The following is a 26,462-nucleotide window of genomic DNA, read 5'->3' as shown; positions in this document are numbered from 1 at the left end:
GCTGCTGCCCATGACCGGTCTCCTCGGCCCGGCGGAGATCCGGGAGCTGGCCGCCCGGCTGGGCGTGTCGCCGACGAAGAAGCTCGGCCAGAACTTCGTGCACGACCCGAACACGGTGCGCCGGATCGTCACCGCGGCCGGGCTCGGCCCGGACGACGTGGCACTGGAGGTCGGCCCCGGGCTCGGCTCGCTCACCCTGGCCCTGCTCCCGGTCGCCGCGCACGTGCACGCCGTGGAGATCGACCCGGTGCTGGCCGGCGCGCTGCCGGAGACCACCGCCCGGCACGCCGGCCCGGCCGCCGCCCGGCTCACCGTGCACCGGGCCGACGCCCTGCGGATCACCGCCGCCGCGCTCGCCGACCCGCCCCCCACCGCGCTGGTCGCGAACCTGCCCTACAACGTCGCGGTGCCGGTGGTGCTGCACCTGCTCGCCGAGCTGCCCGACCTGCGGCACGGCCTGGTCATGGTGCAGAAGGAGGTCGCCGACCGGCTCGTCGCGGGCCCCGGCTCCAAGGTGTACGGGATCCCGTCGGTCAAGCTCGCCTGGTACGCCCGGGCCCGCGCCGCCGGCAAGGTCCCACCGAACGTCTTCTGGCCGGTGCCCAACGTCGACTCCGGGCTGGTCGCCTTCACCCGGCGGGAACCACCCCGCACCGACGTGACCCGCGAGCGGGTCTTCGCGGTGGTGGACGCCGCGTTCGCCCAGCGTCGCAAGACCCTGCGTGCGGCCCTCGCCGGGTGGGCCGGCGGGGCGGACCGGGCCGCCGCCGCGCTCACCGCGGCGGGGGTGGACCCGGGTGCCCGTGGCGAGTCGCTCACCGTCGAGCAGTTCGCCGCAGTCGCCGCGTCGGCCCCGGCCGCCGCCCCGGCCGCACAGTAGGCTGGCGCGGTACCCGCCGACGCGGGCATCCCGAGACCACGGGCGGACCGCGCAGGATCCGCCGCAGGTGTACGCGTACGACCCGGTCGACGGCCGGAACGAGCCGGCCGCCGCCCCCGCCGAGGAGCTGATCGTGGACAAGCCGTTCGACATCCCCGCGCGCGTACGGGACGTCGCCCCGTGACCGAGGCCTGGCGACCGGACGACGACGGCCAGCGGCGCGGCGCGAGCGGCCCGGTGCGGGTACGCGTACCGGCGAAGGTCAACCTGCACCTCGGGGTGGGCCCGCTGCGCCGGGACGGCTACCACGAGCTGAACACCGTCTACCACGCGATCTCGATCCACGACGAGCTCACCGCCCGCCGGGGCGACACCCTCGCCCTCACCATGGAGGGCGAGGGCGCCGGCGAGCTGGCCCTGGACGACACGAACCTGGTGATCCGGGCCGCCCACGCCCTCGCCGGCTACGCCGGGGTCCTGCCGCACGCCCGGCTGCACCTACGCAAGCAGATCCCGCTCGCCGGCGGGCTGGCCGGCGGCAGCGCCGACGCCGCGGCGGCCCTGGTCGCCTGCGACGCGCTCTGGGGCACCGGCCTGTCCCGCGACGAACTGGCCGGCATCGCCGCCGACCTCGGCTCCGACGTGCCGTTCCTCATCCACGGTGGCACCGCGCTGGGCACCGGCCGCGGCGAGGCGGTCAGCCCGGTGCTGGCCCGCCCCACCTCCTGGCACTGGGTCGTCGCCATCGCCGACGGCGGCCTGTCCACCCCGGCCGCCTACCGTGAGCTGGACCGGCTCCGCGAAGCCGGCACCGCCGGCCCGCCGCTGGGCAGCACCGACGCGCTGCTCGCCGCGCTGCGGCAGCGGGACCCGCGGGTGCTGGCCGCCGCGCTCGGCAACGACCTGCAGGACGCCGCGCTCGCCATGCGCCCCGCGCTCGCCGAGACCCTCAAGGCGGGCGAGGCGGCGGGTGCCCTCGCCGGCCTCGTCTCCGGCTCCGGGCCCACCTGCGTCTTCCTCGCCGGCGACGAGAAGCACGCGGTCCGCCTCGCCGCGGACCTGACCGCCGCGGCGGTGTGCCGCGAGGTGCGGGTGGCGCACGGGCCGGTGGCCGGCGCCCGGATCGTCTGACGGCCGTCCCCACCCGGTTCCCCGATCCGGGCGGGTGGCGCGGGAGGCGGGCCGCCCGCGTACGCTGGTAGGCCAGGCGTCCCGTGCCCGCCGGCACCGGGGCGCTTTGATCATGGAAGGTGGCTCGTGGCCAACATCGTCAACCTGGACCGGGTGTCCAAGGGCTACGGGGCCGCCGGCCCGCTGCTCACCGACGTGTCGCTCGGCCTCGACGACGCCGACCGGATCGGCGTGGTCGGCCTCAACGGCGCCGGCAAGTCCACCCTGCTGCGGCTGTTGACCCGCACCGAGGAGCCCGACGACGGCCGCGTCACCCACCGCCGTGACCTGCGCGTCGCCTGGCTGCCGCAGACCCTCACGCTCGCCCCCGACGCCACCGTGCGCGACGTCGTGCTCGGCACCGAGTGGCTCGCCGAGAGCATGGGCGCCGAGCACGAGTGGGCCGGCGACGCCGGCGTGCGGGCCATCCTCGACGGCCTCGGCATGCCCCACCTGGGCCTCGACCAGCCGGTCGGCCCGATGTCCGGCGGCGAACGCCGCCGCGTCGCCCTCGCCGCCCTGCTGGTGCGCGACTCCGACCTGCTGATCCTCGACGAGCCCACCAACCACCTCGACGTCGGCGGCGTCGACTGGCTCGCCCGGCACCTCCTCGGCCGCAAGGGCGCGCTCGTCGTGGTCACCCACGACCGGTGGTTCCTCGACGCCGTCTGCACCACCACCTGGGAGGTCGCCGACCAGACCGTCCGGGCGTACGAGGGCGGCTTCGCCGCGTGGACGCTCGCCCGCGCCGAACGGGAACGCGTCGCCGCGGCCACCGAGGCCCGCCGGCAGAACCTGCTCCGCAAGGAGATCGCCTGGCTGCGGCGCGGCCCGCCGGCCCGCACCTCCAAGCCCCGCTTCCGCATCGACGCCGCCAACGCGCTGATCGCCGACGTCCCACCGCCGCGCGACACCATGTCGCTGCAACGGCTCGCCACCGCCCGGCTCGGCAAGCAGGTGTACGACCTGGAGCAGGTCACCCTGCACGCCGGCCCGAAGGAGATCCTGCGGGACGTCACCTGGCAGGTCGGCCCCGGCGACCGGATCGCCGTCCTCGGGGCCAACGGCGCCGGCAAGACCACCCTGCTGCGGATGCTCGCCGGCGTCACCCACCCCCACGGCGGCCGGTTCGTCACCGGCTCCACCGTCCGGCCCGCCTTCCTCTCCCAGGAACTCGCCGAGCTCCCCGGCCAGCTGCGGGTGCTCGAGGCGGTCGAGGAGGTCGCCCGGCGGGTGCAGCTCGGCGACCGGGAGATCTCCGCCGCCCAGCTCGCCGAGATCTTCGGCTTCGACGACCGGCGGCTCTGGACCCCGGTCAGCGACCTCTCCGGCGGCGAGCGGCGCCGCCTGCAGATGCTGCGGCTGCTCGCCGGTGAGCCCAACGTGCTCCTCTTCGACGAGCCCACCAACGACCTGGACACCGACACCCTCGCCGCGCTGGAGGACCTGCTCGACTCGTGGCCCGGCACGATCATCGTGGCCAGTCACGACCGCTACCTCATCGAACGCGTCACCGACGCCGCATACGGGATGTTCGGCGACGGGCGGCTCGTGCACCTGCCCGGCGGCATCGACGACTATCTTGAGCGCGCCGCCGGCCGGCCCGGCTCCGCCCGCGCCGAAGCCGTCCCCGCGGCCACCCCCGAGGCACCGGCCCGCGCCGGCCTCTCCGCAGCCGAGGTGCGGCAGGCCCGCAAGGAGCTGACCCGCCTGGAGCGGCAGATCGGCAAGCTGGAGCAGCGCGAGGCGACACTGCTCGACCAACTCGCCGCGCACGCCACCGACTACGCGAAGGTCGCCGACCTCGACGCCCAGCTCAAGGACCTGCGCGCCGAGCGGGAGCGCACCGAGGAGGCCTGGCTGGCCCTGGCCGAGGAGCTGCCGGCCGACTGAGCACCCCGCCCAGGCCCGGCCGCCGACGGGTGACCGCCGCGCCGGGGGGGCCGTGTGCGGCGTCACATCCCGACGTGCGGGACAATCATCGTCGACCCTCACCCGAAACGGCGTTGGAGACACAGACATGGCCCACACCCCCGTCAACCACCCCGCGCGGCCGATCTACCGGGCGATCGGCGGGCTGACCGGTCTGTACCTGGTGGTCTTCGGTGCGCTCGGCATCATCGAGAGCGCCGGCAACCCGTTCTTCGCCCAGGACGACACCCAGGTTCTCGGCCAGGGCACCAACCTCGGCTTCTCGCTGCTCAGCATCCTGCTCGGGGTGCTGGTGCTCGCCGGCACCGCGCTCGGCCGCAACATCGACGTCGTGATCAACCAGTGGCTGGCGTACGCGCTCATGGTGATCAGCCTCGGCGGGCTCGCCTTCATCCGGACCGACGCGAACCTCTTCAACTTCAGCATCGTGACCGTCATGGTGATCATGGTCGCGGGCCTGGTCCTGCTCATGTGCGGCATGTACGGCAAGGTCGGCTCGGACGAGGAGCGCAAGGCCTTCGAGAAGGCCCGCCTCGTCCTCTGACAGCGCCCCGGGTCCTCGCCGGAGCCCCACCCGCCCGGGCGGCCCCCGCCCGACCACCCGCGGGTGCGGCTCCGGCGAAACCCGGTTCGCCGGACAACCCCCGCCGCGCCGGGTGACAATCCTCCGGAACCGGTCAACTCGGGCGGAGGGAAGATCATGGCGCACTTTCCGGTGAACCACCCGGCGCGGCCGGTCTACCGCGTCCTCTCCGGCGCCATCGGGCTCTACATCCTGGTCTTCGGCGTCTGGGGCGTCGCAGAGACCGCCGGTGAGTCACTCTTCGGCCGCGGCAGCCACTGGGTGCTCGGGCTCCGCACCAACCTCGCGTTCTCCATCGCCTCGGTGGTGTTCGGCGCCTTCCTGCTGATCGGCGCCTCCCGACGCACCAACCTCGGCCACTACATGAACCTGACCGCCGGGGCCGTCTTCCTGGTCACGAGCATCCTCATGATGTCCGTGCTGCAGACCGAGGCCAACATCCTCAACTTCTCGATGTCGACCGTCATCGTCTCGATGATCTTCGGTCTGGTGCTGCTCGGCACCGGCCTGTACGACAAGATCGGCACCTCGGACCACGCGGAGGCGCAACGCAACCACCGCTACCACCCCGTCGCCGACATGCACCGCCGCTGAGCCGCCGCCCCGCCGACCCGGTGTCGCCCGCCCGGCTCAGCGGCCCCGCGAGGTGATCAGCGTCGGCTTCGCCTCCAGGTGGGACAGCCCGTTCCAGGCCAGGTTCACCAGATGCGCCGCCACCGTCTCCTTACGCGGCTTGCGGACCTCCAGCCACCAGCGACCCGTCAACGCCACCATGCCCACCAGTGCCTGCGCATAGAGCTCGGCCAGCTTCGGGTCGTAGCCCCGACTCTTGAACTCCGCACCCAGGATGTGCTCCACCTGGTGCGCCACGTCGTTGAGCACGCTGCTGAAGTTGCCCGTCGCCGACATCACCGGCGACTCGCGGACCAGCACCCGGAACCCGCTGGTCTCCTCCTCGATGTAGCCCAGCAGCGCCATCGCCGCCTGCTCCAGCAACTCGCGCGGATGACCGGCCGTCAGCGCCGTGGTGATCCGGTCCAGCAGCGCGCGAACCTCACGGTCCACGACCACCGCGTAGAGCCCCTCCTTGCCGCCGAAGTGCTCGTAGACCACCGGCTTGGAGACCTTCGCGCGGGCCGCCACCTCCTCGATGGAGGTGGCGTCGAACCCGCGCTCCGCGAAGAGTTGCCGGCCGATCACGATCAGCTGCTCCCGCCGCTGAGTCGCCGACATGCGCACCCGGGACGGAGCCTTGCCGCTCGCCGCCGGAACCGACCGCCGCCGCGCGGCGGCCTCCTCTTTACCTGGGATCTCCGCCATCTCGTCACCTCGCTGGCGCTCGGTGACGCCCTGCCGTGGGATGGTGCCTCCGCTGTGTCCGCTCACGTCGCCGCCTCACTGGCGCTCGGTCGAAGGGCGCGGTCGCGCCCTCCGACCGTGTCCACCGCGGGCCCGGCCCCCCTGTCGCCGAGCACCCCGGCGCGCCCCCCGCTTGCTCCGGTCACCGGCCATACTGCCAGGTAACCGTCGGGATCATCGCCCGCATTACCCCGCGGCCGGTGACGCCATCTTCGCGGCGAGCCGCTCCGGCTTCGGCCAGCGGACGTCGTACGCCGCGCCGACCTTCTCGAAGAACCAGATCACCCGGGCCGAGATGTCCACCTGACCGCGCAGCACACCGTGCCGGGCGCAGGTCGGGTCCGCGTGGTGCAGGTTGTGCCAGCTCTCGCCGAACGACAGGATCGCCAGCGGCCAGAAGTTCGCCGCCCGGTCGCCCTGACGCATCACGAACGGGCGCTCGCCGTAGACGTGGCACACCGAGTTGATCGCCCAGGTCACGTGGTGCAACAGCGCGATGCGGACCAGGCCGGCCCAGAAGAGCGCGGTCAGCGCGCCCTGCCACGACCAGGTCAGCAGGCCGCCCATCAGCGCCGGGCCGAGCACCGAGATCACCACCAGCAGCGGGAAGAGGCGGTCGACCCGGCGGATGTCCTTGTCGGCGAGCAGGTCGGGGGCGAAGCGCTCCCGGTTGGACAGCTCCCGCCGGAAGAGCCAGCCGATGTGCGCGTGGAACATGCCCCGGGTCAGGCCCCACACGCTCTCACCGAACCGCCACGGCGAGTGCGGGTCGCCCTCCAGGTCGGAGTAGGCGTGGTGGCGCCGGTGGTCGGCGACCCACTGGATGATCTCGCCCTGCACCGAGAGCGAGCCGGCGACCGCCAGGGCGATCCGCAGCCCGCGACGGGCCTTGAACGAGCCGTGCGTGAAGTAGCGGTGGTAGCCGACCGTCACGCCGAGCCCGGAGACCACGTACCAGAACGCGGCGATGCCGACGTCCGTCCAGCTCAACCAACCACCCCAGGCCACCGGCACGGCGGCGATCAGGGCCGCGAAGGGAATCGCCACGAACGCCCAGAGGGCGACCAGGATGCCGGTCGACTGACTGCCCTGGGTGAGTGGCTTCGGTCCGGGGGCTTTGGGTTCGAGCAGAGCGGTGGACATGGCACCTCGCAGCACAAGGGGATGGGGAAGATCAACGAAGTTACGCCTACGTCACCGTAACTTACGGAACCGTAGCGCGCACGGGGAAGTTCAGAAACGCCTTCGTCGTACCCGCCGCCTAACGTCCGTACGGTGACCGATCCGACCGCGGCAGAGGTCTGCCGGATGCGCACCGTCGACGGGCTCTCCGTGCGCGAGATCCGCGCCCGCACCGGCCTCGGCCGCAACCGGGTCTACGAGCTGTTGCGGGGTGTGCCGCCGGCCCCGGTGACCCGCCGGCCCAACGCCAAGGACGACCTCCGTGTCCGGGCGGTGGAGCTGCGTGCCGGCGGCTACTCGGTTCCGGACATCGCCACTCGCCTCGGGGTGGCGAAGTCGACGGCCTACCGGTGGGTGCGTGACGCGCCGTTCGAGCCCGATGGTGCCGTCGCACGAGCCCGTCACGAGTCGCGGGTGAAGGCGGCGGGGGACGCCCGGTGGGCGGCGCACCGGGCGGAGCGCGACGTGGCCCGCGCCGACGCGCACCAGCGCGCGGCGCGGTCCGTCGGGTCGCTCGACGACCGCGATCTGCTGCTTCTAGGCGCGGCTCTCTACTGGTGCGAGGGTGCCAAGTCCAAGCCGTGGCGACGCGACGACCACGTCCAGTTCGTCAACAGCGACCCGGGCCTGTTGGCGCTGTTCCTGTGTTTTCTGGAGACCTGTGGCGTCGACCGATCGGTGCCCACCTACCGGGTGAGCATCCACGAGACCGCCGACTCCGACGCCGCGACCAGCTGGTGGGCGGGTCGGCTCGGTCTTCCGGTCGGGCAGTTCCGCCGGCCGACCATCAAGAAGCACAAGCCGAGGACCATTCGGCGCAACGTCGGCGCCGACTATCACGGCTGCCTCGTGATCAACGTGCCGCGCAGCCGCGCGCTCTACTGGCGGATCGAAGGTATGATCGCCGAGCTGTTTCAGAAAGCAGGCGGCGCGGGCGTTGAACAAGCGGACCGTTAGGCTTGACATTTGATGGGGTGTGGGGTAACGGCAACCCGCAGGCCTTTGGAGCCTTGAGCTCCTGGTTCGAATCCAGGCACCCCAGCTCGTGCTGGTCCACCGGCATTCGCCGTGGCCGTGCCAACCATCGCATTCGCTCTGGTTAGCATGGCCGCGAGAGTGTCCGCCTTCCCGACGGGAGCCACGTCGTGTCCCAGCCCCACCTCCGCACCGTTGTCGTGCTCGCCGCCGGTGAGGGCAAGCGGATGAAGTCGGCGCTGCCCAAGGTGCTGCACCCGCTGCTCGGACGTACCCTGCTCGGTCACGTGCTGAGCGCCGCCGCGCCGCTGGCCGCGGACCGCACCGTGGTGGTCGTCGGGCACGGGGCCGACCAGGTCGGCGCGCACCTCGCCGAGATCGCCCCGGACGCGACGCCGGTGCTCCAGGCCGAGCAGCTCGGCACCGGGCACGCGGTGCGGATCGCGTTGGACGCCGTTCCCGACGCCACCGGCACCGTGGTCGTGATCAACGGAGACGTGCCGCTGCTGCGCCCGGAGACGGTGAGCGCTCTGGTGCAGGCGCATGAGCAGGCCGGCGCCGCGGCGACGGTGCTCGCCGCCGAGGTGCCCGACCCGACCGGCCTGGGCCGGATCGTGCGGGACGCCGACGGCCGGCTGGAGCAGATCGTCGAGGAGCGCGACGCCACGTCGGCGCAGCGGGCGATCCGGGAGATCAACGCGGGGATCTACGCGTTCGACGTGCCGCGGCTGCGTGACGCGCTGGGCAAGCTCTCCACGGACAACGACCAGGGCGAGGAGTACCTGACCGACGTGTTCGGGCTGCTCGGCTCGGCGGGCGAGCCGGTGACGGTGCACGTCGCGGCGGACCACGTGGAGACGCTGGGCTGCAACGACCGGGTCGAGCTGGCGGCGCTTCGCCGCCTGCTGCGGGATCGGATCAACGAGGCGTGGATGCGCACCGGGGTGAGCCTGCTCGACCCGGAGACCACCTGGATCGACGTGACGGTGGCGCTGGACCGGGACGCGGTGATCGACCAGAACACCCAGCTGCGGGGCGGCACGGTGGTCGGCACCGGTGCCGTGGTCGGGCCGGACGTGACGCTGGTCGACACGGTGGTGGGCGCGGGCGCGACGGTGCTGCGCAGCCACGCGATCGGCGCCGAGGTCGGGCCGGGGGCCAGCGTGGGGCCGTACGCGTACCTGCGGCCGGAGGCGCGCCTGGCCGAGAAGTCGAAGGTCGGCACGTTCGTCGAGGTGAAGAACTCCGAGGTCGGCCCGGGGGCGAAGGTGCCGCACCTGTCGTACGTGGGTGACGCGACGATCGGCGCGAAGGCGAACATCGGCGCGGCGACGATCTTCGTGAACTACGACGGGGTCAACAAGAACCGGACGGTCGTGGGCGAGGGTGCGTTCGTCGGCTGCGACACGAGCCTGATCGCGCCGGTCGAGGTGGGCGCCGGGGCGTACGTGGCGGCGGGGAGCGCGATCGCGCAGGACGTGCCGCCGGGTGCCCTGGGGGTGACCCGGGCGCCGCAGCGCAACATCGAGGGCTGGGTGGCCCGTAAGCGGCCGGGGACGGTGTCCGCGGCGGCGGCCGAGCGGGCGCTGCGGGCGGCCGAGGGTGCGCCGGTCGGGGGCGGTGCCGCAAGCGAAGGTGAGGCAATCCACGGCGAGGCCGAGTCGGTGGGCGGGGCCTCCGCCGCGGGGGATACTGCAACCGAATAGTCCCCGGCCCACCACCTCCGTGCCGGGTACCACACCGACCAACGGGAGCAGACGGGCCCATGGGCAGCATCGTCGCCGAAAACCGCAAGAGCCTGATGCTCTTCTCCGGGCGTGGATTCCCGGAGCTGGCCAAGGAGATCGGTGAGGTGCTCGGCGTCGCGCCGACGCCCGCCGACGCGTACGAGTTCGCCAACGGTGAGATCTTCGTACGCTTCAAGGACTCGGTGCGTGGTTCGGACGCCTTCGTGGTGCAGTCCGTCACGCACGGTGTGAACACGTGGGTCATGGAGACCCTGATCATGGTGGACGCGTTGAAGCGCGGTTCGGCCAAGCGGATCACGGTGGTGCTGCCGTTCTACCCGTATTCGCGGCAGGACAAGAAGCACCGTGGTCGGGAGCCGATCTCGGCGCGCCTGGTGGCGGACCTGCTGAAGACCGCCGGGGCCAACCGCATCCTCACGGTTGACCTGCATACGGCCCAGATCCAGGGCTTCTTCGACGGGCCGGTCGACCACCTGTTCGCGATGGACATCCTGGCCGAGTACGTGGAGCGCCGGTACGCGGGCCGCCCGATGACGGTGGTCGCGCCGGACTCGGGTCGGGTGCGGGTGGCGGAGCGGTGGACGGACCGGCTGGGTGGCTGCCCGCTGGCTTTCATCCACAAGACGCGGGATCCGCTGAAGCCGAACCAGGTGGTGGCGAACCGGGTGGTCGGCGACGTGGAGGGGCGGGTCTGCCTGATCGTCGACGACATGATCGACACCGGCGGCACGATCTGCAAGGCGGCGGACATCCTGAAGGAGTCCGGGGCGGCCGACGTGATCGTGGCGTCCACCCACGCGCTGTTGTCGGACCCGGCGACCGAGCGGTTGAAGAACAGCCCGATCAGCGAGGTCGTGGTGACCAACACGCTTCCGTTGCCGCCGGAGAAGCAGCTCGACAAGATCACCGTGCTGTCGATCGCGCCGCTGCTGGCCCGGGCGATTCGGGAGGTCTTCGACGACGGGTCGGTGACGACGCTGTTCGGCGGCCTGAGCTGATCCGGTGACCGTTCCCGGTCGTGTTTCCGACGGCCGGGGGCGGTGATCGGGGGACTGGCGGAGAGCCGCGAAAAGGCTCGGGTAGACTGGTGCGGTTGCCACGGCGAGGGTGCCCGGCGGGCCGCTGAGGAAGCGCCGCACGGAGGCACCGTCATCGACGCGGTGCTCCGGGCAGTCGTTCATGACGCATGAGCCCCAGCGAGCCCCTCGCCCCAGCACCGCCAGTCGACAAGCCGCCGCAGCGAAGCATCAGGAGTTTCCCCGTGTCCGAGGTAAAGATCAGCGCCGAGCCCCGTACCGAGTTCGGCAAGGGTGGTGCCCGTCGTACCCGCCGGGCCGGCAAGGTGCCCGCCGTGCTGTACGGCCACGGCGAGAAGCCCAAGCACATCGCGCTGCCGGCCCGTGAGTTCGCGGCCGCGATCCGCAAGGGCGGCGCCAACCAGCTCTTCGCGATCGAGGTGAGCGACGGCACCCAGGCGCTGGCGCTGCCGAAGGCGATTCAGCGTGACCCGGTGCGGGACACCTTCGAGCACGTGGACCTGCTGCTGGTCCGTCGGGGCGAGAAGGTCACCGTCGAGGTCCCGGTCGAGCTGACCGGTGAGGCCGCGAAGGACACGCTGATCGTGCACGACCACGACACCCTGTCGGTGACCGCCGACGCGACCAAGGTGCCGGACCACCTGGAGGCGTCGATCGAGGGCGCCGAGCCGGGTGTCCAGGTCACCGCCGCCGACGTGGCGCTGCCGGCCGGCGTGGAGCTGGCCGCCGACCCGGAGCTGCCGGTCGCCACGGTGACCGCCGCCCCGACCGCCGAGCAGCTCGAGGCGACGCTCCCCGAGGTCGAGACGGCCGCCGAGGAGGAGGAGGCCGAGGTCGGCGAGGTCACCGAGGGCTCCGAGGGTGCCGACGCCGCTCCGGCCGCGGAGGGCGAGGAGAACACCGAGGCGCGCACCGAGGCCTGATACGGCTGATCATGTGCGACAGGCGTCCCCGCGCGGTCGGGGGCGCCTGTCGGCGTATCCGGGTCGGTTTGCGGGGATGGCGAAAGAGGGCGGGTCGTGACGGACGAGGCGGGACCGTGGCTGGTCGTCGGCTTGGGCAATCCGGGCCGGGAGTACGCCGGTAACCGGCACAACGTCGGCTTCATGGTGGCCGATCTGCTGGCGGGTCGGGTCGGTGCGAAGTTCGGCCGGCACCGGCGGGCGATGGCGGAGGTGGCCGAGGGGCGGCTGGGTTTCGGCGGGCCGCGGCTGGTGCTGGTGAAGCCGTTGACGTACATGAACCTGTCGGGTGGGCCGGTGGCGTCGTTGGCCCAGTTCTACAAGGTGGTGCCGGGGCAGGTGATCGCGGTCCACGACGAGCTGGACATCGGCTACGGGCAGCTGCGGGTGAAGTGCGGCGGCGGTGAGGGCGGGCACAACGGGCTGCGCTCGATGTCGAAGTCGCTGGGCACGAAGGACTATGTGCGGGTGCGGTTCGGCATCGGCCGGCCCCCGGGTCGGCAGGATCCGGCGGACTACGTGCTGTCGGACTTCGCGGCGGTCGAGCGCAAGGAGCTGGAGTTCCTGGTGGACCGGGCGGCGGACGTGGTGGAGTCGGTGATCACGCGCGGGGTGGAGCCGACGCAGAATCTGTACCACGGGGGCTGATACCGGGCGGGGCGTACCGGATCGGACGTGACGGGCCGGTAGTCTGCGCCTTTCGGCGTGGCGCGACCGGCGGCGCGGGTCGCGGCGGGACGGCCCGGTGAGTGACCCGGGCCGCGAGGCGACGGGAGCGGTAGTCATGGGCAGTCCACCGATGATCGACGGCGCGTTCGCCCGGTGGCTCGCCGCGCGGGCGGGTCAGGCGTTGCTCGCCCTGCGGGCGGAGACCGGGTTCGGTGACCCGGGTGCGTTGCGGTCGGCGGGGGACAAGGTCGCGCACGACCTGATCCGCACGGAGTTGGCGAGGTGGCGGCCGGGCGACGCGGTGCTCTCCGAGGAGGACGAGGGCGCGCGGTTGGCGTGGGCGGCGGAGGTCAACGAGGCGGCGGTGTCGCGGTTGACCGCCGACCGGGTGTGGATCGTCGACCCGCTGGACGGCACCCGGGAGTTCGCCGAGGACGGGCGTACGGACTGGGCGGTGCATGTGGCGCTCTGGTCGCGGCACGCGGCGAGCCCGCACGGGCTGGTCGCGGGCGCGGTGGGGTTGCCGGCGCAGCACCGGGTGCTGGCGACGGACTATCCGCCGGCGTACCCGCCGATGACGGTGGAGGCGGCGACGGCGGGCCGGCGGATGATCCGGCTCGCGGCGAGCCGGAGCCGTCCGCCGGTGTTCCTCACCGACCTGGCGGAGGACGTGGGCGCGCATCTGGTGCCGATGGGGTCGGCCGGTGCGAAGATCGCCGCGGTGGTCACGGGCGAGGTGGACGGGTACATCCACGCCGGCGGGCAGTACGAGTGGGACTCGGCGGCGCCGGTGGCTGTGGCGACGGCCACCGGGCTGCACGCTTCCCGGATCGATGGTTCTGCGCTGAAATACAACGAAGCGGATCCACGCCTGCCGGACCTGTTGGTCTGTCGCAAGGATCTCGCTCCCCGGTTGCTTGCGGCGCTGCAGAGACATTCCGGGTAGCCTGACGGAGGTTCTCGACATCTCCGACCGGAAAGGTCTGGAAATCATGAGCGTGCGAATCGAGCCCCGGTCGTGACCGCGCCCGCGTACCAGGTCTCGCACCTCGACGCGCTGGAGGCGGAGAGCATCTTCGTGATGCGCGAGGTGGTCGCCGAGATGGAGCGGCCGGTGCTGCTCTTCTCCGGCGGCAAGGACTCGATCGTGATGCTCCGGCTGGCGCAGAAGGCGTTCGCGCCGGCGAACATCCCCTTCCCGGTGATGCACGTGGACACCGGGCACAACTTCCCCGAGGTGCTGGAGTACCGCGACCAGCGGGTTGCCGAGCTGGGTTTGCAGCTGGTGGTGGCGAGCGTCCCGGAGGCGCTGGCGACCGGGCTGGTCCGGGAGTCCGCCGACGGGATGCGCAACCGCATCCAGACGCCGGTGCTGCTCGACGCCGTCGAGAAGCACCGCTTCGACGCGCTCTTCGGTGGCGCCCGTCGCGACGAGGAGAAGGCGCGCGCCAAGGAGCGGGTGTTCAGCTTCCGCGACGAGTTCGGCCAGTGGGATCCGAAGAACCAACGCCCGGAGTTGTGGGCGCTCTACAACGGCCGGCACCACCCGGGCGAGTCGATCCGGGTGTTCCCGCTGTCCAACTGGACCGAACTGGACGTGTGGCACTACATCGCCCGGGAGCGGATCGCGCTGCCGTCGATCTACTACGCGCACGAGCGTGAGGTGGTCGAGCGCGACGGGATGCTCTACGGGGTCAACGAGTTCTTCCGCCCGAGGGCGGGTGAGGAGCGGTTCAAGGCGCGGGTGCGCTACCGCACGGTCGGCGACGCGTCGTGCACCGCCGCCGTGCGGTCGGACGCGGACACGGTGGAGAAGGTCATCGAGGAGGTGGCGGCGACCCGGATCACCGAGCGGGGTGCCACCCGCGGTGACGACCGGGTCAGCGAGGCCGCCATGGAGGACCGCAAGCGGGAGGGCTACTTCTGATGACCACCGAGATCGTGGCCCCGGCGGGCGCCACCGTCGCCGGCGGGCCGGAGGCCCGGCCGATGGACCTGCTGCGGTTCGCCACGGCCGGCAGCGTGGACGACGGCAAGTCGACGCTGATCGGCCGGCTGCTGTACGACACGAAGTCGCTCTTCACCGACCAGTTGGCGGCTGTGGAGGCGGTCAGCGCGGCGCGCGGCGACGAGTACACCAACCTGGCGCTGCTCACCGACGGCCTGCGGGCGGAACGGGAGCAGGGCATCACCATCGACGTGGCGTACCGCTACTTCGCCACGCCCCGGCGGAAGTTCATCATCGCGGACACTCCTGGGCACATCCAGTACACCCGGAACATGGTCACCGGGGCCTCCACGGCCGACCTGGCGCTGATCCTGGTGGACGCCCGCAAGGGCCTGGTCGAGCAGTCCCGGCGGCACGCGTTCCTCTGCTCGCTGCTGCGGGTTCCGCACCTGGTGCTGTGCGTCAACAAGATGGACCTGGTCGACTGGTCGCAGGACGTCTTCGAGCGCATCGCGGACGAGTTCACCGCGTTCGCCGCGAAGCTGGAGGTGCCCGACCTGACGGTGGTGCCGGTCTCCGCGTTGCGGGGCGACAACATCGTCAGCCGGTCGGCGAACATGCCCTGGTACGAGGGCCCGTCGCTGCTGCACCACCTGGAGCGGGTGCACATCGCCAGCGACCGCAACCTGGTCGACGTCCGCTTCCCGGTGCAGTACGTGATCCGTCCGCAGTCGACCACCGTCACCGACTACCGGGGTTACGCGGGCCAGGTCGCGTCGGGCGTGCTGAAGCCGGGCGACGAGGTGATGGTGCTGCCGTCGGGGTTCACCAGCCGGATCGCCGCGGTGGAGACCGCCGACGGCCCGGTCGCGGAGGCGTTCCCGCCGATGTCGGTGACCGTACGCCTCACCGACGAGATCGACATCTCGCGGGGCGACCTGATCTGCCGGCCGAACAATGCGCCGACGGTGGCCCAGGACATCGAGGCGATGGTGTGCTGGATGGACGAGACCCGCCCGTTGCGGGTCGGCGGCAAGTACGCGATCAAGCACACCACCCGGTCGGCCCGGGCCATCGTGCGCGGGCTGAACTACCGACTGGACATCAACTCGCTGCACCGGGACGAGTCGGCGGACGAGCTGCGGCTCAACGAGATCGGCCGGGTGCGGCTGCGGACGACGATCCCGCTGCTGGCCGACGAGTACCGCCGCAACCGCACCACCGGCGGTTTCGTCATCATCGACGAGACCACCAACCGCACGGTCGGCGCCGCCATGATCATCGAAGCGTCCTAACCCGCACCCGCTCTGCCTGGGTGATCAAGAGGTTCGCGTCAGATCCGGCTCGGATCCTGACGCGAACCTCTTGATCAACTTGTCCGGAGTGACGGAGGGGGCGGCGGGGGGCGGACGATGTCAGGCGAGGCGGGTGGCGCCGGGGGCGGGGAGCGCCGTCAGGTGGGTGGGGGTCTGGAAGCCGCGGTCGGCGTACGCGGCCGCGACCGCCTCGGCCACCGTGTCGGCGGCGTCCGCCTCGACCAGGGCGAGCACGCAGCCGCCGAAGCCGCCGCCGGTCATCCGGGCCCCGAGCGCGCCGACCGCGAGGGCCGCCTCGACCGCGGTGTCGATCTCCGGCACGGTGATCTCGAAGTCGTCCCGCATGGACGCGTGCGACGCGGTCAGCAGCGGCCCGATCTCGCGTACCCGGCCGGCGCGCAACAGCGCCACCGTGTCGAGCACCCGCTGGTCCTCGGTGACCACGTGCCGGACCCGGCGCCGGGTCTCGTCGTCGTCGATCCGGGCGAGCGCCGCGTCGAGCTGGTCCACGCCGACGTCACGCAGGGCCGGGACGCCGAGCAGCGCGGCGCCGGCCTCGCAGGACTTGCGGCGGGCCGCGTACTCGCCGTCGGCGTGCCGGTGCGGGGCCCGGCTGTCGACGACGAGCACGGCGAGGCCGGCGGCCCGCAGGTCGAACGGAATGTGCTCGACCTCCTCGGTGCGGCAGTCGAGGAAGAGCGCGTGCCCGTCGCGGCAGCGGATCGCGGCCGACTGGTCCATGATCCCCGTCGGCGCGCCCACGTAGGCGTTCTCGGCCCGCTGGGCCAGCCGGGGCTGCCGCTCGGCGGGCAGGTCGAGCCCGCCCAGGTCGACCAGGGCGGTCAGGACCGCCGCCTCCAGCGCGGCCGAGGAGGAGAGGCCGGCGCCCAGCGGCACGTCGGAGGCGATCGCCAGCCGGGCGCCGGGCACATCGTGGCCGGCGTCGCGCAGCGCCCAGACCACCCCGGCGACGTACGCGCCCCAGCCGGTCACCCGGCCGGGCTCGTCGACGTCGGCGGCGTCGAAGGTGATCGTCTCGCCGGACAGCTCGGACCAGACCGTCCACCGTGGGCCGTCCTGCCGGTCGGCGGCGGCGACCGTCCGCAGGGGCAGCGCGAAGGGCAGCACGAAGCCGTCGTTGTAGTCGGTGTGCTCGCCGATCAGGTTGACGCGCCCGGGAGCCGCCCAGCGGCCCGCGGGCGGTGTGCCGTACTCCCGCTGGAAGCCGGCGGTGGCGCGGTCGGCGACGTCGGTCATGCCTGCTCCAGGATGTGCGTGCGGTAGAAGGCCCAGGCGTCACCGACCATGTCGTGCAGCGTCGCCTTCCGCGGCACCCAGCCCAGCTCCTCGCGGGCCAGCCGGGACGAGGCGACCAGCTCGGCCGGGTCACCCTCGCGGCGGGGGGCGACCTCGACGGGCACCGGCCGGCCGGTGACCTCGCGGACCACGTCGACCACCTGGCGGTTGGTGAACCCGTTGCCGTTGCCCAGGTTGTAGATGCGGTGCTGGCCGGGGGTCGCCGCGTCGAGCGCGAGCAGGTGGGCCCGGGCCAGGTCGGCGACGTGGATGTAGTCGCGGACGCAGGTGCCGTCGACGGTGGGGTAGTCGTCGCCGAAGAGCTGGAGCTTCTCGCGCCGGCCGGCGGCGACCTCCAGCGCGATCGGGATCAGGTGCGTCTCCGGGTCGTGCCGCTCGCCGAGGGCGATGTCTCCGTCGAGGTGCGCGCCGGCGACGTTGAAGTAGCGCAGCGACACGGCGGCGAGCTGGTGGGCGACCGCCTCGGAGGTGAGCGCCATGTCCACGGCGAGCTTGGTGGCCCCGTACGTGTTGGTGGGCGCCTTGACCGCGGTCTCCGGGATGGGCAGCTCGGTGGGGTTGCCGTAGACGGCGGCGGTGGAGGAGAAGACGAGGCGGGGGACCCCGGCGGCGCGGACCGCGTCGAGCAGCGCGAGGGTGCCGACGGTGTTGGTGTGCCAGTAGATCTCCGGCTTGACCATCGACTCGCCGGCGGCGATGAGGGCGGCGAAGTGCAGCACGCCGTCGAAGCCGGCCTCGCGGGTCACCACCCGGGCGGCGTCGTGGATGGTCGCGTCGACGTACGTGGCCTCCGGGGCGAGGGCCTCACGGTGGCCGGTGCGCAGGTCGTCGAGGACGACCACCTGGTGGCCGGCGTCGAGCAGCATCCGGGTCACCACGCTGCCGATGAACCCGGCGCCGCCGGTGACGAGCAGTTTCACGGTCGTTGCCTCCTGCCTGGCGGCCACGCGGGACGCGGCCCCTCGGTGATCACCCTATGGTGGCTGCGCGGATCGGCCCTTCCCGGTCAGCCACCTGATTCCATCATAAACTCTCACGATCCAACAGAGTTGAACATGGTGCGGGATCTGTTCGGAAGCCCGGTGCCGCGCCGTTGCGGGCTCTACCATCTCTGGCATGCGGGAGGGGGTCCCCGAGCACCGGCGACGCGTACGCCGGCCGCCCCGCCGCGAACCGGGACCGGTCGCGCGGGCCGTCGCCCGGGTGGTGGTGCGGGCCGCCGACGTGGCCACCCGCCTGGTCACCGACCTGCTCGGCGCCAGCCCCGCGGCGGGCCGGGAACGCATCAGCGAGGCCGAGCTGCGCGACCTGGTCGCCGCCAACACCCTGCTGGACGCGGACGAGCGCCGGATCATCGACGAGGTGCTGGTCGCCGGCGCGAGCCTGGTACGCGAGGTGATGATGCCCCGCACCGAGGTGGTGTTCCTCCCCGCCGGGCTGACCATCACCGACGCCGCCCGGCTGGTCCGCGCCGAACCGCACACCCGTTACCCGGTGACCGACGGCACCCACGACGACGTGGTCGGCTTCGTCCACCTGCGCGACGTGCTGCTCCGCCCGGACGGCGACGGGTGCGCCACGGTCGGCGAGCTGGCGCGGGAGGTCAAACGGCTGCCCGGCAGCAAGCGGGTGCTCGCCGCGCTCACCGAGATGCGCCGGGAGGGCCACCACCTGGCGGTCGTCGCCGACGAGTACGGCGGCACCGCCGGCATCGTCACCCTGGAGGACCTGATCGAGGAACTCGTCGGGGAGATCCACGACGGGCACGGTGTCGGACCGGAGCCGGCGCGCGACGGGCTGCCCGCCGTGGTCGACGGGCGGCTCAACCTGGCCGACTTCGCCGAGCGCACCGGTGTGCCGCTGCCGCCCGGGCCGTACGAGACGGTCGGCGGGTTCGTGATGGCGGCCCTGGGCCGGCTGCCGGTCGCCGGTGACGAGGTGCCGGTCGCGCCGGGACCACCCGACGCGGGCGAACCGGATCCGGCCGAGCCGTCGGGCGGCTGGCTGCTGCGGGTGGTGACGCTGGAGGGGCGCCGGGTGGCCCGGCTGGCCGTCTCCGCCGTCCGCCTGCCGGAGCAGCGGCGGGAGGTCACGGCGCCCACGGCGGCGAGTGGCGCGCGACCCGCCGGCCCGTCATGACGTGTCCCCGGGCTTGCTGACAGAATTGCCGGCATGTCCGACGTACCCACCCGCCCACGCGTCTTCTCCGGCATCCAGCCGACGGCCGACTCGTTCCACCTCGGCAACTACCTGGGCGCGGTGCGGCACTGGGTGGCGTTGCAGGAGACGCACGACGCGTTCTACTGCGTCGTGGACCTGCACGCGATCACCGCCGGGCACGACCCCGCGGTGCTGCGCCAGCGGTCGCGAGTGGCCGCCGCCCAGCTGTACGCCGTGGGCATCGACCCGGAGCGCAGCACCCTCTTCATCCAGTCGCAGGTGCCCGAGCACCCGCAGCTGGCCTGGGTCCTCGGCTGCATCACCGGGTTCGGCGAGGCCAGCCGGATGACCCAGTTCAAGGACAAGTCACAGAAACAGGGCAGTGACCGGTCCAGCGTCGGCCTGTTCACCTACCCGATCCTGCAGGCCGCGGACATCCTGCTCTACCAGGCGCACGCGGTGCCGGTCGGTGAGGACCAGCGGCAGCACCTGGAGCTCTCCCGCGACCTCGCGCAGCGGTTCAACTCGCTGTTCGGCACGACCTTCACGGTGCCCGCCCCGCACATCGTGAAGGACACCGCGAAGATCACCGACCTGCAGGACCCGACGGCGAAGATGTCCAAGTCGTCCTCCTCGCCGGCCGGCATCATCGACCTGCTGGAGGATCCGGCCCGTTCGGCCAAGAAGATCCGCTCCGCGGTCACCGACACCGGCCGTGAGATCGTCTTCGACGCCGTCACCAAGCCCGGCATCTCCAACCTGCTCACCATCTACTCGGCGCTCAGCGGCCGGGGGATCGACGACCTGGTCGCCGCGTACGCCGGCAAGGGCTACGGCGACCTGAAGAAGGACCTGGCCGAGGTGGTGGCCGAGTTCGTCCGCCCGATCCAGGAGCGCACCCGCGGCTACCTCGACGATCCCGCCCAGCTCGACAAGCTGCTGGCCGCCGGGGCGGAGAAGGCCCGTGCGGTCGCCGCGCCGACGCTGCGTGCGGCGTACGAGCGGATCGGGTTCTTCCCGCCGGTGCGCGGCGAGTAGCGCCGCGACGCGACGCGGGACGGGTGGACGGGCCGGTGGCCGGAGAGGTGACGCGCAGCGTGGTGGACAGGGACGGGGTGCCGGACGCGGGCGACCGCATCCAGATCGGCGTCGCGGTCGACATCCCCGACCCCTGGGGCCCGCAGCTCACCAAGCGACGCGCGGAGGCCGGCGACCCGCAGGCCGCCGACATCCCGGCGCACGTCACGCTGCTCGGGCCCACCGAGATCCCGCTGGACACCCTGCCCGCCGTGGAGCGGCACCTGGCCGGGGTCGCCGCCGCCCACCTGCCGTTCACCCTGCACCTGCGGGGCACCGGCACGTTCCGGCCGGTGACCCAGGTGGTCTTCGTGGCGGTCGCGGCCGGGATCAGCGAGTGCGAGTTGCTCGCCGCCGCGATCTCCGCCGCGCCGGAGCTGCACCGCGAGGCGCGTTTTCCGTACCACCCGCACGTCACCGTCGCGCAGGACGTCGCGCCGGAGGCGCTGGACAAGGCGTACGAGGACCTGGCCGACTTCTCGGCGATGTTCGAGGTGGCGGCGTTCACCCTGTTCTCGCACAGCGGGCAGGCCCGCTGGCAACCCCGGCGGGACTTCCGGCTCGGCGGCTGACCGGGCGGAGGGCACGCCCGCCGGGGTTCCCCACGGAACGGGCTGACATCGGCGAGGATGACGGCGTGAACGTGATCGGCCGGGTCGAGGCGGCCATCGACCGCCGGGTGAGTGCCGCCCGCCGCCGGTCGCCGGTGTTCGACCACGTCTGGCGGGCCGGCGCGCTCTACGCCCAGGTGCTCGGCGGTCGGCTGGCCGCGGCGATCGCCTACTACGGGTTCTTCGCGGTCTTCGCGCTCGCCCTGGTCGCGTACGCGATCTTCGGCGCGATCCTGGAGGGCAACGACGACGTCAGCGAGGGTGCCGCCGAGTTCCTGGAGCAGAACCTGCCCTTCCTCGACCCGGTGCAGATCGCCGACAGCAGCAGCACCGTCGGCGTGGTGGGCCTGATCATCCTGGCCTTCACCGGGATCGGCTGGATCGAGGCGATCCGCTCCTCCCAGCGGCTCATGTACGGGCTGAACCAGCAGCCCGGCAACCTGGTGATCCGCCGCCTGGTCGACATCGGCGTGATGATCATCGTCTTCGTGCTGCTCGGCCTGTCGGTGGCGGCGGTCGACGCGCTGGAGTCGGCGCTGCGCTTCCTGCTGCGCAGCACCGGGTCGCTCGGCCTGACCACGCTGAGCGCGGTGCTCAGCGTGGTGGTCAACGCGGTGCTCGCCACGCTGCTGCTGGTCGCGATCCCCCGGCTGCGGATGAGCCGGTCCCGGCTGCGCCCGGTGGTGTGGCTCGTCGCCGTCGGCATCACGCTGCTGAACACCGTCGGGCGCTTCTACGTGGTCCGCACCGAGCGGAACCCGGCGTACACGGTCGTGGCCGGTGCGGTGGGCCTGCTGCTCTACCTCTACCTGCTCAACCAACTGGTGCTGTTCGGCGCGGCGCTCGCCGCGACGAGCGGGCGGGGTCGCGTGGTGGACCTCGCCGAGGGGCCGCCGCCGGCCGACATCGACGCGGACACCGATCCCGGCGCGCCCGGCGGCGCCGGCTGAAGGAGGGGGAGTCGGGGTGCTGATCTCGGTCGACGTGGGGTCGTCCGTACCGCCGTACGAGCAGGTGCGCGCGCAGCTCGCCGAGCTGATCGGGGACGGCCGGCTGCCGGTGGGCACCCGGCTGCCCACCGTCCGGCAGCTCGCCGAGGACCTGAAACTGGCCGCGAACACGGTGGCCCGGGCCTACCGGGAGCTGGAGGCGGGCGGTCTGATCGAGACCCGGGGTCGCAACGGCACCTTCGTGGCGCCGGGCCGCGACGACGCGATGGACCGGTTGCAGCAGGTCGCGGCGGACTACGCCGCCGAGGCCCGCCGACTCGGTGTGCCACCGGCGGAGGCCCTCGCGCTGGTCCGGGCGGCCCTGGACGCGTCCCGACCGTGGTGACGCCGGGCGGAACGAACCCGTCCGCCCCGGCCGGCCCGGGTCCGGAACCGGGGGGACCGGAGCGGGATCGGCCGAATGACACCCGGGCGGCCGGGCAGACCGACCATGATGGGCGCGTGGGCGCACTCGTGACGTTGGACCTGCCGAGCGACTCGCCGATGCTCGGCCTGCCGTGGATCATCACCTTCGGGCCGCTCGGTGACGACGAGGAGTGGGAGCCGGTGGTCTGCGGCCCGTACGAGCGGCCGCACGCGCTCGCCCTCGCCGAGGCGGTGGTGGCCGAGGAGCAACTGATGGCGGTGGTCGAGCCGCTGCTGCCCGCGCTGTCGCCCGAGGAGATCCGCAGCGAGATCGCCGCCGCCCAGATCGCGGCGGAGGACGAGGCCGCGCGGACCGACCAGGCCGATCTCTACGGCGACTTCGAGGACACCATCGACGAGGAGTTGGACGCCGCGGCGGACGAGGCCGGCCGGGGCGAGCCGACGGTCCCGCCGACCGAGGCCGAGCTGCGGGACGGCTTCCGGCGGATCGCCGAGATCCTCACCGCCAAGGGCACCTGAGGAGCCCTCGGCGCGGCCGGGCCGGCCGTCAGGGTCAGCTCGGTGGGTGGTCCAGGACGCAGAACTCGTTGTCCTCCGGGTCGGCGAGCACCACGAACCGCTCGTCCCCGGTCTGCCCGACGTCGGCGCGTCGGGCACCCAGCGCGACGAGCCGCGCGACCTCCGCGCCCGGGTCGCCGTCACCGACGAGGTCGAGGTGCAACCGGTTCTTGCCCCGCTTCGGGGTGCCCGATCCCTGCAACCAGACGGTCGGCCCCTCCGTGCCGGCCGGGGGCCAGAGCTTCGCGCTGCCGTCGCCGCCCTGGTCGACCCGGTAGCCGAGCGCCGCGGACCAGAAGGCCGCCATCCGGTCGACGTCCTCGACGTCGAGGGTGTACTGCGCTACCCGTGCCACCATGTGCCACCTCCGCCTCAACTGTCCCGTATCGGCGGTACCCACGACGGCGGCGGCGACACCTGACCGGCACCGGCCATTGTGGGGGCCGGACGGACGTCGGCGCCCCGCGGGAAGAGCCCGCGAGGCGCCGGCGCCACCTCACCCCCCACCACAAGGGGCCGGTGCCCAGTCGCCCGTCGGCGCGGGGCACAACGGACGACCAGGTCGCTCAGGGGTTACCCGCTCAACGGCGTTCGAACCAGGCCGCCGCGTCGACCGGCAGCAGGTGCCCGTCGCCCTGCCGGGTGAGCGGGGCGCTGGCGACGACCAGCTCGCCGTGACCGCCGGCCACGACCGGCGCGCCGCTGAGGTTGACCACGCAGGTCAGCACGGCGTCGCCCGCGGCGCGGCTGAACGCCAGCACGCCGGGCTCGGTGGTCAGCCAGGTGACGCCGCCCGCGTCGGCCGACAGTGCGGGGTGTCCGCGCCGGATCCGCAGCGCCGCGCGGTAGAGCTCCAGCGTCGAGTCGGGTACGCCGGCCTGCGCGGCGACCGAGAGAGCACGCCAGGTCGCTGGCGCGGGCAGCCAGCTCCGGTCGCTGCCGGCCGGCCCGAAGCCGTACGGGGGCAGCTCGCCGTCCCACGGGAGGGGCACCCGGCAGCCGTCCCGGCTCTCGCCGGTGCGCAGGAACGCGGGGTCCTGGCGCAGCTCGTCGGGCAGGTCGAGGACCTCCGGGAGGCCCAGCTCCTCGCCCTGGAACAGGTAGGCGCACCCGGGCAGGGCGAGCATCAGCAGCGTCGCCGCCCGGGCGCGGCGGAGGCCGTCGGGGCCGTCGCCGTAGCGGGTGACGTGCCGCTGCTTGTCGTGGTTGGAGAGCACCCAGGTGGTGGGCGCGCCGACGATCGTCGACTCGGCGAGCGCGGTGTCGACGACCTTGCGGAACGAGTCGGCCGACCAGGTGGCGTCGAGGAAGTCGAAGCTGAACGCCTGGTGCAGCTCGTCCGGGCCGATGTAGCGGGCCAGCCGCTGCGGCGTCTCGGCCCACGCCTCGGCCACCGCCATCCGCCCGCCGGGGTAGCTGTCCAGGATCGGCCGCCAGGAGCGGTAGATGTCGTGCACCTCGTCCTGGTCGAAGTAGGGGAGTCGGCCCTTGCCGAGCAGCTCGACCTGGCGCTGGCCGGTGGTCAGGGTGCCGAACCCGACGTCGGGCAGGCCCTCCGCCTTGATCATCCCGTGGGCCACGTCGATCCGGAATCCGTCGACGCCCCGGTCGAGCCAGAAGCGGAGGATGTCTTCGAACTCGGCGCGGACCTCGGGGTTCCGCCAGTTCAGGTCCGGCTGGGCCGGGTCGAACAGGTGCAGGTACCACTGGCCGTCCGGCACCCGCGTCCAGGCCGGCCCGCCGAAGATGCTCTCCCAGTCGTTCGGGGGCAGTTCGCCGTGCTCGCCCCGGCCCTCGGCGAAGAGGTAGCGGGCCCGTTCCGGGGAGCCGGGCGCGGCGGCGAGGGCGGCGACGAACCAGGGGTGGGCGCTGGACGTGTGGTTGGGCACCAGGTCCACGATGATCCGCAGCCCCAGGGTGTGCGCGTCGGCGATCATCGCGTCGAAGTCGGCGAGGGTGCCGAACATCGGGTCGACGTCGCGATAGTCGGCCACGTCGTAGCCGCCGTCCACCATGGGTGAGGTGTAGAAGGGGGTCAGCCAGAGGGCGTCCACGCCGAGGTCTCGCAGGTAGGGCAGGCGGTTCCGGAGACCCGGCAGGTCACCGATGCCGTCGCCGTTCGCGTCGGCGAAGCTGCGGACGTAGACCTGGTAGACGACGGCGGAGCGCCACCAGTCGTCGTCGGTGGTCAGCGGGCGCGGCTGGGTGGCGGTCATGGGTGGTGTTCCCCGTTCTCGGCGCGGTCGGACGGCACCCGACGCGACCCGGGCGGCACGCGGGGTGTCTGAGCAGAATGCCGATCGGACGCTGCAAGAGTCAAGCAGTTCTTGCGTAAGAAACGGTTGGGTTGTCGCCGCCGCGCGCGGGGGGATCGCCGGTCAGGCCGGCACCGCGAACGCCGGGGGCGTCGGCCGGCGTCCGGGACCGCCGGGGACCGGGCGGGCCGGTGCCGCCGGGGCGACCGCGGTCGAGCCCCGGACCACCAGTTCGGGTCGGAAGAGGTACTCCGAGTGCGGCGCCGCGTGCCCGTTGATCTCGTCGACCAGGGCCCGGACCGCGGCCACCGCCATGGCGGTAACCGGCTGGCGCATGGTGGTCAGCGGCGGGTCGGTGAAGGCCATCAGCGGCGAGTCGTCGTAGCCGACCACGGACAGGTCGGCCGGCACGGACAGGCCGCGCTGCCGCGCCGCGCGGACGGCGCCGAGGGCCATCAGGTCGGACCCGCACACGACACCGGTGACGCCCCGGTCGAGCAGCCGCCCGGCCGCCGCCTCGCCGCCCTCGACTCCGAAGAGCGTCAGCTCGGCGAGAGCGTCCAGTTCGGACGCGTCGAGCCCGGTGAGCCGGGTCATCGCGTTGCGCCAGCCGGCGACCTTGCGTCGTACGGGGACGAACCGGTCCGGCCCGGTGATCAGGCCGATCCGCCGGTGCCCGAGCGCCACCAGGTGCGCCACGGCCAGCTCGGCGGCCTCGCCGTCGTCACAGGAGACGAAGGGCGCGGCGACGTCCGGCACGTACCCGTTGATCATCACGATCGGCAGCGGCCGGGCGATCAGCGCCCGGTAGCGCTCGTGGTTGGCCGCGGTGTCCGCGTGCAGGCCGGAGACGAAGACGATCCCGGAGACCTGCCGGTCGAGCAGCATCTCGACGTACTCGTCCTCGGTGACGCCGCCGGCGGTCTGGGTGCAGAGCACCGGGGTGAACCCGCTCTGCGCCAGGGTCGACTCGATCACCTGGGCGAACGCGGGGAAGATCGGGTTGTCCAGCTCCGGGACCACCAGGCCGACCAGGCCGGCGCTGCGCTTGCGCAGCCGGGCCGGGCGCTCGTAGCCGAGCACGTCGAGGGCGGTGAGGACCGCCTGCCGGGTCTCCGGGGCCACGCCGGGGCGGTCGTTGAGCACCCGCGACACCGTGGCCTCGCTGACGTCGGCCTGCTGGGCGATGTCGGACAGTCGAGCGCGCATGGCGGCACTGTAGCTCACGGGCAAGTTCTTGCGTACGGTTCTGCAAGCCCTTCCATTCCATGAAACGTCTTGCTAACGTCCCCGCAACACGCGAGAGCTGCGGCGCGCCGTCGGCGCGCCGGTTGGCAAGAACTTCCA

At 72.8% G+C, this 26,462-nt stretch carries 26 protein-coding genes and 1 tRNA gene; 20 read left to right on the top strand and 7 right to left on the bottom strand.

Annotated features, from left to right (window positions below; genetic code table 11):
* The first annotated feature begins 10 nt into the window (after nucleotides 1-10).
* The 5 genes from rsmA to GA0070620_RS18180 all read left to right on the top strand — a co-directional run bounded on the left by rsmA (nucleotide 11) and on the right by GA0070620_RS18180 (nucleotide 5,159).
* On the top strand, nucleotides 11-880 hold the full coding sequence (gene rsmA, locus GA0070620_RS18200) for a 16S rRNA (adenine(1518)-N(6)/adenine(1519)-N(6))-dimethyltransferase RsmA (protein ID WP_091592517.1): 870 nt from the start codon (nucleotides 11-13) through the stop codon (nucleotides 878-880).
* A gap of 180 nt (nucleotides 881-1,060) precedes the next feature.
* Entirely contained in the window at nucleotides 1,061-2,011 is a 951-nt protein-coding gene (locus GA0070620_RS18195; protein ID WP_091592515.1) for a 4-(cytidine 5'-diphospho)-2-C-methyl-D-erythritol kinase, read from the top strand.
* A 126-nt stretch (nucleotides 2,012-2,137) separates the two neighbouring features.
* Nucleotides 2,138-3,943, top strand: coding sequence for an ABC-F family ATP-binding cassette domain-containing protein (locus GA0070620_RS18190; RefSeq protein ID WP_091592513.1), 1,806 nt, complete (start codon nucleotides 2,138-2,140; stop codon nucleotides 3,941-3,943).
* A gap of 127 nt (nucleotides 3,944-4,070) precedes the next feature.
* The gene (locus GA0070620_RS18185; protein ID WP_091592512.1) at nucleotides 4,071-4,526 is read left to right on the top strand and encodes a DUF4383 domain-containing protein; all 456 of its coding nucleotides are present in this window, start codon (nucleotides 4,071-4,073) and stop codon (nucleotides 4,524-4,526) included.
* 156 nt (nucleotides 4,527-4,682) lie between these two features.
* Nucleotides 4,683-5,159, top strand: coding sequence for a DUF4383 domain-containing protein (locus GA0070620_RS18180; RefSeq protein ID WP_091592510.1), 477 nt, complete (start codon nucleotides 4,683-4,685; stop codon nucleotides 5,157-5,159).
* A gap of 36 nt (nucleotides 5,160-5,195) precedes the next feature.
* On the opposite strand, the gene GA0070620_RS18175 is transcribed toward GA0070620_RS18180, so the two are convergent.
* Nucleotides 5,196-5,885 (bottom strand): TetR/AcrR family transcriptional regulator, encoded by a 690-nt coding sequence (locus GA0070620_RS18175; protein ID WP_091592509.1) that lies wholly within the window; start codon nucleotides 5,883-5,885, stop codon nucleotides 5,196-5,198.
* 225 nt (nucleotides 5,886-6,110) lie between these two features.
* Entirely contained in the window at nucleotides 6,111-7,067 is a 957-nt protein-coding gene (locus GA0070620_RS18170) for an acyl-CoA desaturase (protein WP_091592508.1), read from the bottom strand.
* A 132-nt stretch (nucleotides 7,068-7,199) separates the two neighbouring features.
* Between GA0070620_RS18170 and GA0070620_RS18165 the strand changes: the two genes are divergently transcribed.
* The 9 genes from GA0070620_RS18165 to GA0070620_RS18125 all read left to right on the top strand — a co-directional run bounded on the left by GA0070620_RS18165 (nucleotide 7,200) and on the right by GA0070620_RS18125 (nucleotide 15,740).
* A complete protein-coding gene (locus GA0070620_RS18165) occupies nucleotides 7,200-8,063 on the top strand; it encodes a helix-turn-helix domain-containing protein (RefSeq protein ID WP_091592506.1) in 864 nt (287 codons plus the stop codon).
* Nucleotides 8,064-8,076: 13 nt separating this feature from the next.
* A tRNA-Gln gene (locus tag GA0070620_RS18160) sits at nucleotides 8,077-8,148 on the top strand.
* Nucleotides 8,149-8,251: 103 nt separating this feature from the next.
* Entirely contained in the window at nucleotides 8,252-9,787 is a 1,536-nt protein-coding gene (gene glmU, locus GA0070620_RS18155; RefSeq protein WP_091592504.1) for a bifunctional UDP-N-acetylglucosamine diphosphorylase/glucosamine-1-phosphate N-acetyltransferase GlmU, read from the top strand.
* Nucleotides 9,788-9,846: 59 nt separating this feature from the next.
* The gene (locus GA0070620_RS18150; RefSeq protein WP_091592502.1) at nucleotides 9,847-10,827 is read left to right on the top strand and encodes a ribose-phosphate diphosphokinase; all 981 of its coding nucleotides are present in this window, start codon (nucleotides 9,847-9,849) and stop codon (nucleotides 10,825-10,827) included.
* 263 nt (nucleotides 10,828-11,090) lie between these two features.
* Nucleotides 11,091-11,789: a 50S ribosomal protein L25/general stress protein Ctc gene (locus GA0070620_RS18145; protein WP_091592500.1), complete on the top strand. Its 699-nt coding sequence runs from the start codon at nucleotides 11,091-11,093 to the stop codon at nucleotides 11,787-11,789.
* Between the two features lie 96 nt (nucleotides 11,790-11,885).
* On the top strand, nucleotides 11,886-12,476 hold the full coding sequence (gene pth, locus GA0070620_RS18140) for an aminoacyl-tRNA hydrolase (protein ID WP_091592499.1): 591 nt from the start codon (nucleotides 11,886-11,888) through the stop codon (nucleotides 12,474-12,476).
* Between the two features lie 136 nt (nucleotides 12,477-12,612).
* Nucleotides 12,613-13,443 carry an inositol monophosphatase family protein gene (locus GA0070620_RS18135; RefSeq protein ID WP_091592496.1) on the top strand — a complete coding sequence of 277 codons (831 nt, stop codon included), beginning with the start codon at nucleotides 12,613-12,615 and terminating at the stop codon, nucleotides 13,441-13,443.
* 72 nt (nucleotides 13,444-13,515) lie between these two features.
* Complete coding sequence (cysD, locus tag GA0070620_RS18130; RefSeq protein WP_091592494.1) at nucleotides 13,516-14,424, top strand: sulfate adenylyltransferase subunit CysD; 909 nt, start codon at nucleotides 13,516-13,518, stop codon at nucleotides 14,422-14,424.
* The gene (locus GA0070620_RS18125) at nucleotides 14,424-15,740 is read left to right on the top strand and encodes a sulfate adenylyltransferase subunit 1 (protein ID WP_091592492.1); all 1,317 of its coding nucleotides are present in this window, start codon (nucleotides 14,424-14,426) and stop codon (nucleotides 15,738-15,740) included. Before cysD ends, GA0070620_RS18125 begins: the two co-directional genes overlap by 1 nt.
* A 120-nt stretch (nucleotides 15,741-15,860) precedes the next feature.
* Here GA0070620_RS18125 and galK read toward each other — a convergent pair whose 3' ends face one another.
* Together galK and galE are read right to left on the bottom strand one after the other, a co-directional pair.
* The gene (galK, locus tag GA0070620_RS18120) at nucleotides 15,861-17,018 is read right to left on the bottom strand and encodes a galactokinase (RefSeq protein ID WP_091592490.1); all 1,158 of its coding nucleotides are present in this window, start codon (nucleotides 17,016-17,018) and stop codon (nucleotides 15,861-15,863) included.
* Nucleotides 17,015-17,998: a UDP-glucose 4-epimerase GalE gene (gene galE / locus GA0070620_RS18115; protein ID WP_091592488.1), complete on the bottom strand. Its 984-nt coding sequence runs from the start codon at nucleotides 17,996-17,998 to the stop codon at nucleotides 17,015-17,017. The genes galK and galE overlap by 4 nt, the downstream gene beginning before the upstream one ends.
* A gap of 196 nt (nucleotides 17,999-18,194) precedes the next feature.
* On the opposite strand from galE, the gene GA0070620_RS18110 reads away from it, so the two are divergent.
* From GA0070620_RS18110 to GA0070620_RS18085, 6 genes are all read left to right on the top strand, one after another.
* A complete protein-coding gene (locus tag GA0070620_RS18110; RefSeq protein WP_091592486.1) occupies nucleotides 18,195-19,217 on the top strand; it encodes a hemolysin family protein in 1,023 nt (340 codons plus the stop codon).
* Nucleotides 19,218-19,250: 33 nt separating this feature from the next.
* Nucleotides 19,251-20,276 carry a tryptophan--tRNA ligase gene (gene trpS / locus GA0070620_RS18105; RefSeq protein WP_091592484.1) on the top strand — a complete coding sequence of 342 codons (1,026 nt, stop codon included), beginning with the start codon at nucleotides 19,251-19,253 and terminating at the stop codon, nucleotides 20,274-20,276.
* Between the two features lie 59 nt (nucleotides 20,277-20,335).
* Nucleotides 20,336-20,887, top strand: coding sequence for a 2'-5' RNA ligase family protein (locus tag GA0070620_RS18100; protein ID WP_377520809.1), 552 nt, complete (start codon nucleotides 20,336-20,338; stop codon nucleotides 20,885-20,887).
* A gap of 65 nt (nucleotides 20,888-20,952) precedes the next feature.
* Entirely contained in the window at nucleotides 20,953-21,876 is a 924-nt protein-coding gene (locus GA0070620_RS18095) for a YihY/virulence factor BrkB family protein (protein ID WP_091592480.1), read from the top strand.
* Nucleotides 21,877-21,892: 16 nt separating this feature from the next.
* Nucleotides 21,893-22,261 (top strand): GntR family transcriptional regulator, encoded by a 369-nt coding sequence (locus GA0070620_RS18090; RefSeq protein WP_091592478.1) that lies wholly within the window; start codon nucleotides 21,893-21,895, stop codon nucleotides 22,259-22,261.
* Nucleotides 22,262-22,377: 116 nt separating this feature from the next.
* Nucleotides 22,378-22,821 (top strand): hypothetical protein, encoded by a 444-nt coding sequence (locus GA0070620_RS18085; protein ID WP_091592476.1) that lies wholly within the window; start codon nucleotides 22,378-22,380, stop codon nucleotides 22,819-22,821.
* 34 nt (nucleotides 22,822-22,855) lie between these two features.
* Here the strand turns inward: GA0070620_RS18085 and GA0070620_RS18080 are convergent, their stop codons facing one another.
* The 3 genes from GA0070620_RS18080 to GA0070620_RS18070 all read right to left on the bottom strand — a co-directional run bounded on the left by GA0070620_RS18080 (nucleotide 22,856) and on the right by GA0070620_RS18070 (nucleotide 26,324).
* Nucleotides 22,856-23,218 (bottom strand): VOC family protein, encoded by a 363-nt coding sequence (locus GA0070620_RS18080; protein ID WP_091592474.1) that lies wholly within the window; start codon nucleotides 23,216-23,218, stop codon nucleotides 22,856-22,858.
* Nucleotides 23,219-23,441: 223 nt separating this feature from the next.
* A complete protein-coding gene (locus GA0070620_RS18075; protein ID WP_091592472.1) occupies nucleotides 23,442-25,076 on the bottom strand; it encodes a glycoside hydrolase family 13 protein in 1,635 nt (544 codons plus the stop codon).
* Between the two features lie 162 nt (nucleotides 25,077-25,238).
* A complete protein-coding gene (locus GA0070620_RS18070) occupies nucleotides 25,239-26,324 on the bottom strand; it encodes a LacI family DNA-binding transcriptional regulator (protein WP_231921834.1) in 1,086 nt (361 codons plus the stop codon).
* Between the last annotated feature and the right edge of the window lie 138 nt (nucleotides 26,325-26,462).

Source organism: Micromonospora krabiensis (genome assembly GCF_900091425.1).
GTDB classification, from domain to species: Bacteria; Actinomycetota; Actinomycetes; order Mycobacteriales; family Micromonosporaceae; genus Micromonospora; species Micromonospora krabiensis.
The sequence above is the reverse complement of the archived record's forward strand: the minus strand, read 5'-3'. Positions and strand labels throughout refer to the sequence as shown.